At 64.7% G+C, this 14,042-nt stretch carries 10 protein-coding genes; 5 read left to right on the forward strand and 5 right to left on the reverse strand.

Annotated elements, in window-relative coordinates; all coding sequences use genetic code 11:
- Positions 1 to 175: 175 nt before the first annotated feature.
- The gene (locus tag AC1M2K_RS13920) at positions 176 to 3,067 is read left to right on the forward strand and encodes a hypothetical protein (RefSeq protein WP_480241419.1); all 2,892 of its coding nucleotides are present in this window, start codon (positions 176 to 178) and stop codon (positions 3,065 to 3,067) included.
- Positions 3,068 to 3,095: 28 nt separating this feature from the next.
- Here the strand turns inward: AC1M2K_RS13920 and AC1M2K_RS13925 are convergent, their stop codons facing one another.
- Both AC1M2K_RS13925 and AC1M2K_RS13930 read right to left on the reverse strand, forming a co-directional pair.
- The gene (locus AC1M2K_RS13925) at positions 3,096 to 3,758 is read right to left on the reverse strand and encodes a GAP family protein (protein ID WP_480241420.1); all 663 of its coding nucleotides are present in this window, start codon (positions 3,756 to 3,758) and stop codon (positions 3,096 to 3,098) included.
- Between the two features lie 71 nt (positions 3,759 to 3,829).
- Positions 3,830 to 4,216 carry a hypothetical protein gene (locus AC1M2K_RS13930; RefSeq protein ID WP_480241421.1) on the reverse strand — a complete coding sequence of 129 codons (387 nt, stop codon included), beginning with the start codon at positions 4,214 to 4,216 and terminating at the stop codon, positions 3,830 to 3,832.
- A gap of 257 nt (positions 4,217 to 4,473) precedes the next feature.
- Here AC1M2K_RS13930 and AC1M2K_RS13935 point away from each other — a divergent pair, with 257 nt between their 5' ends.
- Positions 4,474 to 5,733, forward strand: coding sequence for an AI-2E family transporter (locus AC1M2K_RS13935; protein ID WP_480241422.1), 1,260 nt, complete (start codon positions 4,474 to 4,476; stop codon positions 5,731 to 5,733).
- Between the two features lie 77 nt (positions 5,734 to 5,810).
- A complete protein-coding gene (locus AC1M2K_RS13940; protein ID WP_480241423.1) occupies positions 5,811 to 7,232 on the forward strand; it encodes a DUF2252 domain-containing protein in 1,422 nt (473 codons plus the stop codon).
- Positions 7,233 to 7,241: 9 nt separating this feature from the next.
- Here AC1M2K_RS13940 and AC1M2K_RS13945 read toward each other — a convergent pair whose 3' ends face one another.
- Positions 7,242 to 8,657, reverse strand: a complete 1,416-nt coding sequence (locus AC1M2K_RS13945; protein ID WP_480241424.1) for an ATP-binding protein — start codon at positions 8,655 to 8,657, stop codon at positions 7,242 to 7,244.
- 159 nt (positions 8,658 to 8,816) lie between these two features.
- On the opposite strand from AC1M2K_RS13945, the gene AC1M2K_RS13950 reads away from it, so the two are divergent.
- Entirely contained in the window at positions 8,817 to 10,187 is a 1,371-nt protein-coding gene (locus AC1M2K_RS13950; RefSeq protein WP_480236556.1) for a hypothetical protein, read from the forward strand.
- Positions 10,188 to 10,192: 5 nt separating this feature from the next.
- Here the strand turns inward: AC1M2K_RS13950 and AC1M2K_RS13955 are convergent, their stop codons facing one another.
- Complete coding sequence (locus tag AC1M2K_RS13955; protein WP_480241425.1) at positions 10,193 to 12,067, reverse strand: glycoside hydrolase family 15 protein; 1,875 nt, start codon at positions 12,065 to 12,067, stop codon at positions 10,193 to 10,195.
- 209 nt (positions 12,068 to 12,276) lie between these two features.
- Between AC1M2K_RS13955 and AC1M2K_RS13960 the strand changes: the two genes are divergently transcribed.
- Positions 12,277 to 12,696 carry a DUF7144 family membrane protein gene (locus AC1M2K_RS13960; protein ID WP_480236554.1) on the forward strand — a complete coding sequence of 140 codons (420 nt, stop codon included), beginning with the start codon at positions 12,277 to 12,279 and terminating at the stop codon, positions 12,694 to 12,696.
- 45 nt (positions 12,697 to 12,741) lie between these two features.
- Here the strand turns inward: AC1M2K_RS13960 and AC1M2K_RS13965 are convergent, their stop codons facing one another.
- Positions 12,742 to 13,917 carry an alcohol dehydrogenase catalytic domain-containing protein gene (locus AC1M2K_RS13965; RefSeq protein ID WP_480236553.1) on the reverse strand — a complete coding sequence of 392 codons (1,176 nt, stop codon included), beginning with the start codon at positions 13,915 to 13,917 and terminating at the stop codon, positions 12,742 to 12,744.
- Between the last annotated feature and the right edge of the window lie 125 nt (positions 13,918 to 14,042).

Here is a 14,042-nt window from a genome sequence, read left to right on the forward strand (position 1 = left end):
GTTCGATCCCAGTACCGCTCACACAGAAGAAGCCCGGACAGAAATGTTCGGGCTTCTGTGGTTTAACCGGGCTTCCGCGCGCGCTCGTCACGGCGATCTGTCGCAGGATGGGGCTGGTAATGAGTTTTGCTCATCTCTAGAATCGGTGCGTCATCGCTCTACGAGAGGTGCGATCATGGCGAACCTGCGAGTGCTCGAGTTACGGATCCACGGCATCGCCAACTCGCCGCCTGCCGAGATGTTGTGCACGACCCAGGAAGAGGTCGAGCGCAAGGACGGTGACGAACAGGGCTCGTTCTGGCAGATCAAGCCCAAGCTTTCCGCCGCAGGTGCGCAGCCCCACTCCGGCGTAGAGACGGTCGCGGAAGCCTACTCCTGGGGCAATCAGGCCCGCTCGGGTGGATCCGCCGTCGCGCTCATCGGCCGCGCCATCGTGCACGTGTGCTGGCTCTTCGTCCTGCCGTTCGGGCTGTGCAACCTCGCGTACTGGGCCAGACGCGACATCAAGGGTGCCGACGAAGAGCCCAAGTGGTGGGCTGGAGGTGACGGCGCAGTGGCTGTTCGCGTGTTCGCACTGCTGCAGACCCTCTTCTACACGGTCGGTTTCCTCACCGTGTTCGTCCATCTCATGGCCCTGCAGTGTTTCCGTGCCGTCGAATCGGAGGATGGGACTGGCTACCAGGCGTGCGCAGCGCTGCCCGGCTGGCTGGACTTCCTCGCCGCATGGAGCCCGACAGCCCGGGCAGCATTGTTCAGCGTTGTGCCCATCGCAGTGATCCTGCTCATCTACATGATCGGTCTGAGAGCCAGGGGAATGTTCAACCCGCAGCGTTCATTCGACGATGACGCGAAGCCGCACCCGAGAGCGAAAGCCGAGGCCGGAGAAGCCGATCCTCCCCGCCCGGCGCTGCTCGCATCCGCCAGCTTCTGGCACCGTTCCCGGGTTGCTCAGACGTCCGAGCGAGCGCACCTCGCCGGCGCTGTGGCCCTCATCATCCTTCTGCTCAGCTCTGATGCCCTGGTGGATTCCTTCCCGGATGCCGATCCGCTCGACGTCCTCCTCGGCGGGCTCGGAACGGTGGCTGGAAGCCCGGTCCCGTTCACCGCAGTCGTCATCGGCGCTCTGCTGCTCGCCGGCGCGTTCGCCATCACCGCTGCGGCCGGCCTGAGTGGCAAGATCTGGTCGATCCGATCGAAACGCGGCTGGTCCACTGTCCTGCTCGTCGTCTCGGCCCTGTCATACGTCCTCTGGGTCTGCTGGGCTCTCATCGTCGCCCGCGATGACGTCACGGGGGCTGGGGAGTTCGCCGGTGACAGCAGCATGCGAGGGCTCATCGTCACTCCGACGGTGATCGCAGCGGGCGGGGCGCTCATCGCAGTCGCCAGCCTGTCATGGGGCTATCGCTGGCGGCGGCGCCTGGTGATGTGGCTCGTGCTTCCTCTCGCTCTCGTCTGCGCACTGTCGTCGGCGGTATGGGCGAAGGATCTCGCCGGCGATCTCAGCTGGGCCCGCCCTGCGCTCTCCTGGTTCACCGTGATCCTTGTCGCCCTGGCCATCGTCATCGCCTATCTGCCGTTCAGGGACCCCGACGTGCGCACCGCCAGACGGAACTCAGGGTGGCACGGAAACGGCGCCGGGGTCTCACTCCTGCTCGCCCTACTTGCCTCACTCGTGATCACGAGCCTGCTCGTCCTGGGCACGCACGCGTGGCTCGTTGCCGACAACGACACCCCCGAGGTGAAAGACGGCTGGAGAACAATCGACGAGTCGAGCGCCGAGCCGATCGCTGCTCCCGGATTCCACGAACGATTCGCCGGGATGCTCGTCGTCATCTTGCTCGTGGTCATCATCTTCGGAGTGTTCGCGGTCGTGGCGTCGCTTCGGCGGTTCCCCGCCTTCAGCCTCCCCGGTCCGGAGTTCGATCCTGACCTCGGCGGCGTCTCGCGGCTGGCCGCCGACGGGGCGTCGACACGGTCGGGTTCAACGACGGATGCGCACCCGCACGCGCCCCGGGTGGTGCACGGGAAGGATTACCCGCCCAACGAAGACAAACCGAGCGGCCGCCTGCGAGCCGTCGCGGACGCGCGCCGGATCGCAGGCCTCGCCCATCGGGGTGAGCCGATCCTCCGGGTGCTCGCCATCCTCACCGCCCTCGCGCTCGTGCCGCTCGCCATCCCGTACTTCGGTGAATTGCTCGAACAGCAGACCGTGTGGAGCACGCTCTCGGCCGTCTCCGGATGGGCGATCGGCCTGCTCGCGCTTGCTGCTGTCGCCTGGGTGGTCACCAATGCGGTGACCTCGACTGAACGGCCGCTCGGACTCGTCTGGGACATCATCTGCTTCTTCCCGAGGGCAGGGCATCCGTTCACACCGCCCTGTTATGCCGAACGTGCCGTACCCGAGATCACGAAGCGGATCAGACGCTGGATGTCGGACGAGGGGGAGGACGCGCAGGTGATCCTCTCTGCCCACTCGATGGGAGCAACGATCGCGGTCGGGGCCGTTCTCGCACTGCACGGTGAAGACGAGGACGACATCCTCCACAGGGTCTCGCTGCTCACCCACGGTGTGCAGCTCCGCCCATACTTCAGCCGGTTCTTCCCCGAGGTGTTCGGCGCCCGCGTGCTCGGCGTGCGGGGGACCCGCGGACCCACACTGCTCGGCGCGGATCCGTGGCGGCGTCAGGTCATCGAGGAGAGCAGGCCTCCTGCGTCGCCGCTGCACAACGATGCCGACCCGGCATCCGTCGTCGAACTCCTGGGTGGTAACTTCCGCGACCCGGATAACCTGGTGTCACCCCGGTGGCGGAGCCTCTGGCGCCGGACGGACTACCTCGGATTCCCGGTGAACGGATACTGGAGCAACGTGGTCGACGGTGCCAACGAGAACCCGATCGATCGCGGTGCCACCGAACGATCGCCGCGCTCGTACCTCTGGGCGGTTGCACGGCACAACGATTACCTCTCCACACCGCAGTACCGGGCGGCGCGGCGCGAGCTGGTCGAGATGATGAAGCGGAGGAAGGATCGGGCGGCACGGGATGGAACGGTCCCGGCCGTCGAATAGCGATCCTCGTGACGGCTACCGGCCTCGGTCACAGCTTCTGGAGGCCGGATCCGATGATCAGGACGCCCATCAGGATCGAGACGACGAGCATGATGGTGACGTTGTTCTTCGTGATCCACTCCCGGATGGCGTCCAATGGTGCCCGCGTCTTTTCCGGAGCGGAGAAGTGCCCGACAATGGGCAGCGCCACGGTCGATATCCCCACGATCGTGAAGATCACGATGACGCCAACCGCGTCGGGGACTCTCAACTCCGCGTCACCGATCACGACAGCGGCGGCGACGGAGAGGATCACATTCTTGGGGCGAAGCGCGAGCGCGAAACCGAAGCCGAGCGCCCCGATGGCGTTGATCTTCCCCAGGGCATCCAGCCAGCGGGGGGATTCGCGTACGCGCCTGGCCCGCTTTCGCCAGGTGATGGCCGGATAGACGATGAGCGCTGTGCCGAGGAGGATCCGGAAGACACCGACCACGGTGTCGTCGCGAGGGGGCGATGCCGCGGGAATGAGTCGGATGCCCACGGTGAGCAGCCCGAGGATTGCGGCGACGCCAACTGCCCAGCCGACGAGAAGGGCAATGCTGACGAGCGGTTTTGCCGGCGAAAGCAGGATGAGGATCGCCGCGACGATCGGCACCGTGCTGAGCGCCACCGCGATCGCGAGGGGCAGGACCTGACCGATGACCGAGGTCATGACGATGCAGCCGGATCAGTCATCGGACGTCGCTCCCCAGGCTCGGCACTCCGCGCGGTGTTGGAGTGGAATCAGGCCAGCGCCTTCGTTTTGATGACCTCGAACTCGTCGTGAGTGATCGCACCGGACCGCAGGAGCGCATGCGCCTTCGCGACTTCGTCTGCTGGACTCGAGCCCGCTCCGCTGTCGGACGGCCCGCGCGGATCTTCAGACTCGGAGTTCAGACCGCGACCCATCCGTTGGCTCAGCCCGTTGCCGCGGGCGATGAGGTAGACGAGGACGGTGAGGAATGGCACGAAAACGAGGAAGATCACCCACACCGCCTTGAGCCAGCCGTTCAGCGAACGGTCCCTGAATACGTCGCCGAGCACGATCACGATCGCGAACAGGTAGGCGATGTAGACATATGCCCAGAAGAGCCAGAGCATCACAGACCAGAAATCGCTCAACAGCTCCATCTCGACCAACTCCTTCTCGGTGCTCCGACAACTGCCGTTTCTGCAACATAGACCCAAATCCTGCCCGTCGTACAGTGAACCATCCAGACCGGGTGAATTGCGGCTAACACCGTAGAGAACGACTCGGACCCGGTGGTACCGTGCCCATACGCTCAGCCAGCCGGCAGCAGCGCCGGCTCGCGATCTCGATGGCGGGCCCGACAGCCGAATGTGCCCGCCGTCGAGAATGGTGTGGGATTCGTCGGGAGGATGGGACGATGTGGCGGTTCTTCCAGCGTTCCAGCGCCTCTTCTCTGCCCGCTGCTGACGCGGAGAACGTCGAGCCTGCGCGCGTGACGCACGCCATGCCCCGTGCCACGATCATCCTCCTGGGGCTCGCGGGAGCAACAGTCACGGTGTTCGGATTGGCGGCGATAAGGGGCGTCGCCGCTCCGGTGGCATTCGCGCTTGTTCTCACGATCTGCGCTCATCCGATCCGTGCGGTCCTCGAGAAACGACGCGTACCACGTGGAGTCGCGACGGTCACTGCCATCCTCCTCGTTTTCGCTCTTCTGGCCGGCTTCGTCGCCGCCTTCATCGTGGCGCTCACCCAGTTCACGACCCTTATTCCCGAGTACACGGCAGAACTGCGCGCGATCGGGGAGGACATCGCCGGGTGGCTCTCCAGCATCGGAGTCGGCACAGCCTCAGCCGAGACGATCGTCGCCGGATTCGACCCGGCCAACCTGGTCGACTTCGCGACGGGGATACTCGGCGGGATCACCGGAATCATCTTCGGCCTCGTCGTCATTCTCACCCTTGTGATGCTGATGGCCATGGACGCGGCCTACCTGCCGACCCTGTTGGCGCAGATCAAGGTGAAGCGCCCCAGCCTTGTCGCAGCGCTCAGCGGGTATGCGATCGGCGTCAGGCGCTACATGGTCGCCGCAACCGCGCTGGGGATCCTGCAGAGCACGATGAACTGGATCGCACTGGTCGTCCTGCAGGTCCCCGCGTCATTTCTCTGGGCGCTGCTCTCCTTTATCTGCAGCTTCATCCCGAACATCGGCTATTTCATCGCCATCATCCCTCCGACGATCTTCGGATTCCTGGTCGGCGGGTGGCCGACAGGAATAGCCGTGATCCTCATCTACGGTGTCATCAACTTCATCGTCCAGTCGATCGTGCAACCGCTGCTGGTCAGCAACGTGGTGGCTCTCAACCAGACCATCACCTTCGTATCGGTGTTGTTCTGGGCCGCAGTGATCGGTCCGATCGGCGCGGTGCTCGCCGTGCCGCTCACGCTCCTGGTGAGAACGGTCCTGCTGGATGCGGATCCGCGAATGAAGTGGTTCAGACCGCTGACCGGCGACATCGACGAAGCAAAGGGGCTGATGAAGGCGGCTGACGCCGAAGCCAAGGCAGGCAGGAAGGCTCGGAAGCAGGCTGCACCCGGCCAGGCGCCACCCGTGTCGGCCGTAGAAACGACCGCCGTCGAGCCGGAGCCCCAAACGAGGCGGAACAGCCGCCACAGGTGACGCCCGTCATGTGACGATGAATGCCTTCATCCTCCCCGGGTGATGCTGGTGAATCATGGGGCGCGTACAGTCAGGCCATGAAATCACGCGGTACACCCACCCCGGCCTTCCAGGAACGGGCGGAACGGGGGAGGGCCGCCCGCGGGCGGGTTCCACGCGCTGCGCACGAGACGTGGACTGCGGCATCCGACCGCCCCGACCCGATCTCCCTCCTTGAAGAGCAGGCAGCGACCCGTGTGCCGGACCTGGTGCCGATTCGGCATTCGCGGATGCTGCAATCCCCGTTCGCCTTCTTCCGCGGCGCGGCACTGATCATGGCCGCCGATCTCGCGCACACCGAGGACTCCGGGATCACCGTCCAGCTGTGCGGCGATGCCCACCTGTCGAATTTCGGGCTCTACGCCAGCCCTGAACGTGTGCTGGTATTCGATATGAATGACTTCGATGAGACCCTCCCCGGTCCATGGGAGTGGGATGTCAAACGGCTCGCGGCGAGTTTCGAAGTGATGGGCAGGCATCGCCAGTTCTCGGACGTGGAACGTCAGGCGCTGACCCGGGCGACAGTGAGCGGCTATCGGAAGAGGATGCGCAAAGCCGCGGGGTCGCCGGTCCTGACGGCGTGGTACGACCATCTGAAGGCGGATCAAGTCGTCGAGTTGTTCCGTCCAGCCCTCAGAACGGTCCAGAAGAACGGGGAGAAGTCGAACGGTCCTGAACGGGTCATCGCTCAAGCGAAGAAGCGAGACAGCGCACGCGCGCTGGCGAAGCTCGCGGAGGTTGTCGATGGAGACCTCCGTATCCGCGCGAATCCGCCCCTCGTCGTCCCCCTCGCAGATCTCGCTCCGTCCATTCGCACCCGTGAGGAGAATGAAAGCACCATCCGCGACCTTCTCGCCGACTATCAGACGACGCTGTCCCACGACATCCACCCGATGCGGGAGTTCGAATACGTCGACATGGCCAGGAGAGTCGGTGGAGTGGGAAGTGTCGGGACCAGGGCGTGGATCGTACTCTTGCGCGGACGGGACAACTCAGACCCCCTGTTTCTGCAGGCCAAGCAAGCCGAGGCATCCGTTCTCGAACGATTCCTGCCCGCGAGCGAATATGCGCACCATGGCGAACGCGTTGTCCGGGGTCAGCGCATCATGCAGGGGGCGAGCGACATCTTCCTCGGTTGGCAACGTGTGGTGGGGTTCGACGGCCAGCCACGCGATTTCTACGTACGCCAGCTTCACGACTGGAAGGGTTCGGCGGACCTCGAGAACATGCCGTTCGCCGGGGCTCTCATCTACGCGCGCATCTGCGGTGAAACCCTGGCTCGCGCACACGCTCGGGCGGGCGATCGGGTCGCCATCGCCGGATACCTGGGCAACAGCGATCGATTCGACAAGGCGATCGGTCGGTTCGCCTCGGCATACGCCGATCAGAACGAACGAGATTTCTCAGCTTTCAGCGATGCGGTGGCATCGGGCCGTCTGACCGCGTCTTCAGGGGGGTAGGGCTCCTGCTCATGCCTGTCTGAGCGGCACACCCACATCGGCACCGCCTTCTCGCGTGAGGCGGCTCCCCATTCTGACCATCGATGGCGCGGGGGTGAAGCCGCCGGCGAAGAGCGCCTCGCCCTGAGTGAAGCGCGATGCCCTGGCGAGCATCGCAGGAGGCACGAAACCGAAGATCGTTGCGAGCTCGTCGAGATCGAGCGGCGAGGTCATCTTCATCAGGGCCAGATTGTCGCACTGCGAGATGATGCTGGGGTGGACCCGCGAGGGGCGTTGCGTGGAGAGCAGGAGCCACAGACCGAACTTCCGGCCTTCAGCTGCGATCTGGATGATCCTCTCCCGTACGGCGATGTGCAACGGACTGTTCTGGTCAGGGGAACACAGGTTGTGCGCCTCGTCGATCACGATCAGAAGTGGCCGCCGGTCTTCGCGTTTCGCCCACAGGTCATCCAGGACGGCCAGCGACACGACGAGGGATTCCTCTGCGTAGGAAAACCCGCCGAGGTCGAGGACGGTTGCATCCGGACGCGTGTCCAGGATGTCGGTGACCGTGTCGAACCCTTCGGCCCAGACGCTCCAGTTGAGGACATCGAGATTCAGCGTGCGTGCCACCAGGGCCCGTGCAGCTGCCGTGTCCCGTTCGAGAAGGTGTGGAATGATCCCCTCCTTCCCTATGGTGCCCGCCGTCTCCTCGAGGTGGATCAGCTCGGAGTACTCGTCGCGGTCGGCGAGCGGATGGAGGCTGAAGACTGCGGCCTTCGCTGCGGCGGGGAGATCGATGAAGCGGACCCGGAGTGAATTCGGGTTCGGCGATGAGGGCCGGAGTACCCGGATGTCACGGCCGGCGAGCGTCTCTCCTGCAGCAGTGTCCTTCGCATCCGGATTTGTCTCGCGAATTCGGACGAAGTCGCCATTAGGGTCGAAGATCACCATCGGAAGACTGGTGTGGAGCAGAAGTTGCTCCAGCACCACGCCGAGCGCGTAGGTCTTGCCCGACCCGCTCTGGCCGCACCAGAACGTATGCCGGTTGAACCGCGAGGGAAGGAGCCGCGCTGGGATCTCATCCGAGGCCAGATACGAACCGATTGTCAGCGCCGCCGCCGAGCCGTCATGCAGGGCTTCGATCGTTTGTGCGTCCGCCACATGCACGGTCGCTCGTGGGAACGCTGCGGTGCGTCGCCTGTCGATCTGCAGTCCGTCGTCTGACACGGCTCCGAGGATCCGGCCGACGCCGCTCAGGGCGCCACCGATGGCGAACGTGACGTCTTCCACCTGACCGAGTTGTTTGCCGCCGTCTTCGGCGAGAAGGAGGACGAATCCGCCTGGTTCGAACGCGGACTGAAGCGAGCCGGCGAATTGGAAGACCCGCCCGTCGATCGAAACGGCCGACGCCGCGTCCGTCCCGGAACTTCTGGCATCCGTCATCGCTCTCTCCTTCAGCTCAGCGAAAGAGTAGCCCCGCTGTTTGTCCGGACGAAAGCAATGATGCCGATTTTTCGCTATCTCACGCAGGATGGGTGATCTCAACGCCAGGATTCAGGGTCATCTTTACCGTAGACACATCACTGGGCGAATGAGGAACTCATGTCAGATCCGGCAAACATCGAACTGCTCCGGCGGATCGAACAACTCGAGGCCGAGAACTCGGCCCTCCGTGAGCGTGACGGTATCCCGCCGGCCGATGCGGAACCGACCCCGCAGAGAAAGCGACGCGGATGGGGATGGACGCTCCTTGCGACGGTATTGATCGTGGTGGGAGCCGTGCTGGCTCCTCTCGCGCTGGTCGCCTCATGGTCGAAGGTGCTCCTCACAGACACCGACCGTTTCGTAGCGACCTATGCACCGCTGGCGGAAGACCCGGCGGTTCAGGCGTACATCACGGATCAGACCCTGGCAGTCATCAACGAACAGATCGACATCCCGACGCTCACCTCTGACGTGATCGACGGCATCACGGACCTCGGCACCGGTCCGAGGGCGACGCAGGCGCTCGAACTCCTGAAAGGACCGGCGGCCGCAGGTGTTCAATCGCTCATCGAACGCGGGGTGACCGGCTTCGTCGAGTCGGACGCGTTTGCGAATGTGTGGGCGTCAGCGCTGCGGGTGAGCCATACCCAGATCATCTCGCTCATGGAGAACGATCCGGATGCCGTGGTCCAGGTCGGAACTGACGGCTCCATCGGAATCCAGCTCGGCCCCATCGTGGAGGCCGTCAAGAAGGCACTGGTGGACAGGGGCATCGACCTGGCGAACCAGATCCCGGCCGTCGACAGGACAGTCGTCATCGCTCAGGCCGACGCGCTTCCCTCTGTGCAGCTGTTCTATGGCTTCATCGTCGCGCTCGGCTCGTGGCTGCCGTGGATCGCGATTCTGTTCCTCGCCGCCGGTGTGGTCGCCGCCAGGCGGCGTCCCGTCGCCCTGATCTGGGCTGCGGTGGCGCTGGCCCTGTCGATGGCGCTTGCCCTCGGGGGAATCGTGATCGGCAACTTCGCACTCGTCTCAGCCTTGAGCCCCGACGTGCTGCCCTCAGGGGTGACGACGCTGCTCTACGAAACCGTCGCCGGTGACATGCGGAACACCGCTGTCGCCGTCCTTGTCCTCGCGGTCGTCGTCGCCATCGTCGGCTGGCTGGCCGGGCCGTTCGGCGTCCCGCGCCGCCTGCGCGGACTGGTGAATGAGGGCGCAGGGGCGATCCGCGGTGCAGCGGAGGAACGCGGCATCACGACAGGCCGCTTCGGGGTGTGGATCTACACCCGTCGGACGCTTCTTCGCGCCATCGTCGCCGTCGTCGCGTCTGCCGTCGTTTTGTTGGTTCGGCCCGTCAGCATCAGCCTCACGCTCTGGACTCTGGTGCTCGCGGTGGTCGCCCTCGCGATCATCGAACTTGTGCAGCGCCCCGTCGTCACTGTTCCTGCGACAGCGAGTGAGGACATCGAGACCGTCGAAGTCGAATGATCCGATCAGAGGTCGCGCCGACCGCCTGGTGTCGACGGTCTCCGGTCGTGTGCGGAGTCTTCGAGCGCATCGTCCAGGGTTAGCGCGGCGTCGATGAGCGCCAGATGGGTGAATGCCTGGGGGAAGTTTCCGATCTGTTCTCCGGTGACGGCGATCTCCTCCGAGTACAGGCCCAGATGGTTCGCGTATGTGAGCATCTTCTGGAAGGTCAGCCGTGCCGCATCGACCCGACCCGCCCGCGCCAGGGCATCGACGTACAGGAACGTGCACAGGGAGAACGTTCCCTCTGACCCGCGGAGACCGTCGGGCGACGCCGCTGGGTCGTACCTGTACACGAGGCTGTCCGACACCAGTTCTTCGTCCATGGCGTCCAGCGTCGATTGCCACAGGGGATCGTGGGATGACACGAAACCGACCTGAGGCATCTTCAGCAGCGAGGCGTCGAGGACGGTCTCCCCATACTGCTGCACGAACGCCGAACGGTCGGCGTTCCACCCATGCTCCATGATCTGGCTGTAGATGGCGTCGCGTTCGACGATCCACCGTGACAGGTCCGCCGGTCTGCCGAGGGCAGTCGCCAGGCGGATCGCCCGGTCGAACGCGACCCAGCACATCAGCCGACCGTAGGTGAAATTCCTGCGCCCGCCCCTGGTCTCCCAGATGCCCTCCTCCGGCTGATCCCAGTTGTCTGCGAGCCAGTCGAGAAGGGTGCAGATGCCTGCCCAGCCGGGCTGTCCGATCGTGACACCGGCCCGATCGAGGGCGTAGACGGCGTCCAGCGCTTCGCCGTAGATGTCGAGCTGAAGCTGCCCGGCGGCCCCGTTGCCGATCCGCACCGGGTAGGAGCCCTTGTAGCCCTCCCACCCCTCGACGAGATCCTCCTGTAGGTCAGGGTCACCGTCGATCCTGTACATGATGTTGAGCGGGCCGGTCTCGCTCTCCACGTGCTCCGTCGCACGGTCCCGAAGCCACTGGCCGAAAGCGACGGCTTCATCGGTGAACCCCAACCTGACCAGGGTGTGAACCGAGAACGACGCATCGCGCACCCAGGTGTACCGATAGTCCCAGTTGCGTTCACCGCCGATCTGTTCGGGCAGCCCGGCGGTGGGAGCGGCCACCAGGCCTCCGGTAGGGGCGTAGGTGAGAAGTTTCAACGTGATGGCGGATCGCTCCACCTGTTCACGCCAGCGTCCTCGATATGTCGATCTGCCGATCCAGTCCTGCCAGAACTCCGTCGTCTCTTCGAGAAGCCGGATGGCATCCGCCGGGCGTCTCCTCAGCGGGACGGCAAGCGCGCCTGTCTCCAGAACGCACCCACGCATCTGCCCCTCCTCGAGGCTCAACGCCCCGTGGATGGCACCGTCATCAGTCGCAGCGAGGCTTCCCAGTTCCTCGGCCCCGTCCTCTCGGATGAGGCTCAGGGCAAGCCGGGTGTCGCCTGCTTCGAAGGTCGCTCCGTGGTCCCCGACACTGAGGGTATGGGTCAGCTGCCCGTAGCCGAATCGAGGGGCGACCTCGATGTCAAACGTCATCCGCCCACGGACACAGCGGATCATTCTCACCAGGCAGTGCAGCTCGCTCGTCGCGCTTCCGGTCACCGGCATGAAGTCGACCAGTTCCCCCACACCCTCCTCCGTCAGGAAACGGGTGACGAGGATCGCGGTATCCGGCAAGTAGAGCTGCTTCGAGTCGAATGTGTCGGCGCGGGGGCGTACGGCGAAATGACCCCCGCGATCCGCGTCGAGGAGCGAGGCGAAAATGCTGGGTGAGTCGAAACGCGGGCTGCAGAACCAGTCGACGGTCCCGTCTGTGGACACCAGCGCGGCGGTTTGGAGATCACCGATCAGGCCATGATCGGCGATCAAAGGGTAGGTCTTCATCTGCACACCCGTCTTCAGAATTCGCCTCCACAGACATCATGCGATCGGGCCCCGCCGGAGTCGTCACCCGGTCAGGGTGAAGCTGGGTACAGGCGCTCGGGATCCGTTGACCGCCGGGACGCGGCCGGAGGATAATCGGGGCCCACGATAGACACGGCAGATCACATCGTTCGGGTCGGCCGCAGATCAGATGGGAAGCGGTTCACACCATGAGTACTGTCAATTCCGGGACGCGTGCCACGCCGACCGTCTGGGCCGGGTGGGTCCAGTTCGCTGCGGTCATTCTCCTTCTCAATGGTCTTTTCAGCGTCGTCCAGGGCCTCGTGGCCGTGGTCGGGCCGAGCACATATTTCACCGTGGTCGAGGGGAGCGTCTTCCTGTTCGACGCGTCCGGGTGGGGCTGGTGGAACCTGATCATCGGCACACTGCTGATCCTCACCTCGGTCGCCCTGTTCCGGGAGGCCGGTTGGGCCCGTGTTCTCGCCATCATCCTGGCCGCGATCAGCGGGGTCGTGCAGATGATGGTCCTGCCGTCGCAACCCTGGTGGGCACTCATCGTCATCGCAATCGACGTGACCATCATCTACGCCCTCGTGGCGCGCGGCGCAGAACTCAAGACCCGGGCCTGAGCCGTGCGGGCGGTGCCGCCCGTGACGGCCGGCACCGCCTGAACGCTACGGCTTCAGCACGACCTTGATGCAGCCGTTCTCCTTCTTCTGGAACATCTCGTACATCTCGGGTGCCTTGTCGAGCGGCACCCGGTGGGTGACGAGATCCTCGACGCCAAGCGGGTCGGACGGGTCCTCGACCAGCGGAAGCAGCTCATCGCGCCAGTGCTGCACGTTGCACTGTCCCATCCGGATGCTCACCTGTTTGTCGAACAGGGACTTCATCGGAATGGGGTCCGCTTCACCCGCGTAGACGCCGCTCAAAGACACCGTGCCACCCCGGCGAACGGAGTCGAACGAGTTGTACAGCGCCTCGAGACGGTCGACGCCCGCCGTGTTCATCAGCTTTCTGGCGATGCCATCCGGCAGAAGGCCGACCGCGTTCTGGGCGAGCGTCGCGCCAGGGCTGCCGTGGGCTTCCATGCCGACGGCCTCGACAACGGAGTCAGCGCCGCGCCCGTCTGTGGCGTCACGGAGTCGCGCCACCACGTCATCCGTCAGGTCGAAGGTCTCAACGCCGTAACGTTCGGCCATCACTCGTCGTTCAGTGACCGGTTCGACGGCGAGCACTCGATGACCGAGATGTTTACCGATCCTGCTCACGAACTGCCCCACAGGGCCGAGGCCCATCACGATGAGGGTGCCGTCGTCTGGCAGGTCGGCGTAACGCACACCCTGCCAGGCGGTCGGCAGGATGTCGCTCAGAAAGAGGTAGCGTTCGTCGGGCAGGTCGTGCCCGACCTTGGTGGCGTTGAAGTCGGCCAGGGGGACCCGAAGGCGTTCGGCCTGACCGCCAGGAGTCGAGCCGTAGAGCTGGCTGAACCCGTAGAGCTGTGCGCCTGTACCCTGCTCGGTCATCTGGGTCGTCTCACACTGTGAGTGGAGACCGCGGTTGCACATGTAGCAGTCGCCACACGCGATGACGAATGGGATGACCACGCGGTCGCCTGGGGAGAGGCGCGTGACCGCGGAGCCGACCTCCTCGACGACACCCATCGTCTCGTGGCCGAGCACGTCGCCCTTGTCGAGGAACGGGCCGAGCGTCTCATACAGATGCAGGTCGGAACCGCAGATCGCGGCGGAGGTGACGCGGATGACGACATCCGTCGGTTTCTGGATGGTCGGGTCGGGGACGGTTTCGACGGAGACGGATCGTTTTGCCTGCCAGGTGAGTGCTCTCATGCCGTCCTGTCTACGCCCGCCATCGTTCCGGCGTCGACCACCTTGACGCATAGGCGCGGGACAAGTACCGTGCACGACGCGCGAGCGCAACCGGCTCGGCCGTTTGCCGGAACTAACTAGGCTGG

It is taken from the genome of Mycetocola sp. Y171 (genome assembly GCF_056713165.1).

Bases quoted from the DNA above. Each gene is read 5' to 3' on its own strand.
- AC1M2K_RS13945 (WP_480241424.1), bottom strand. From the start codon at position 8,657: ATGACGGATGCCAGAAGTTCCGGGACGGACGCGGCGTCGGCCGTTTCG.
- AC1M2K_RS13950 (WP_480236556.1), top strand. From the start codon at position 8,817: ATGTCAGATCCGGCAAACATCGAACTGCTCCGGCGGATCGAACAACTC.
- AC1M2K_RS13930 (WP_480241421.1), bottom strand. From the start codon at position 4,216: ATGGAGCTGTTGAGCGATTTCTGGTCTGTGATGCTCTGGCTCTTCTGG.
- AC1M2K_RS13955 (WP_480241425.1), bottom strand. From the start codon at position 12,067: ATGAAGACCTACCCTTTGATCGCCGATCATGGCCTGATCGGTGATCTC.
- AC1M2K_RS13940 (WP_480241423.1), top strand. From the start codon at position 5,811: ATGAAATCACGCGGTACACCCACCCCGGCCTTCCAGGAACGGGCGGAA.
- AC1M2K_RS13965 (WP_480236553.1), bottom strand. From the start codon at position 13,917: ATGAGAGCACTCACCTGGCAGGCAAAACGATCCGTCTCCGTCGAAACC.
- AC1M2K_RS13925 (WP_480241420.1), bottom strand. From the start codon at position 3,758: ATGACCTCGGTCATCGGTCAGGTCCTGCCCCTCGCGATCGCGGTGGCG.
- AC1M2K_RS13960 (WP_480236554.1), top strand. From the start codon at position 12,277: ATGAGTACTGTCAATTCCGGGACGCGTGCCACGCCGACCGTCTGGGCC.
- AC1M2K_RS13935 (WP_480241422.1), top strand. From the start codon at position 4,474: ATGTGGCGGTTCTTCCAGCGTTCCAGCGCCTCTTCTCTGCCCGCTGCT.
- AC1M2K_RS13920 (WP_480241419.1), top strand. From the start codon at position 176: ATGGCGAACCTGCGAGTGCTCGAGTTACGGATCCACGGCATCGCCAAC.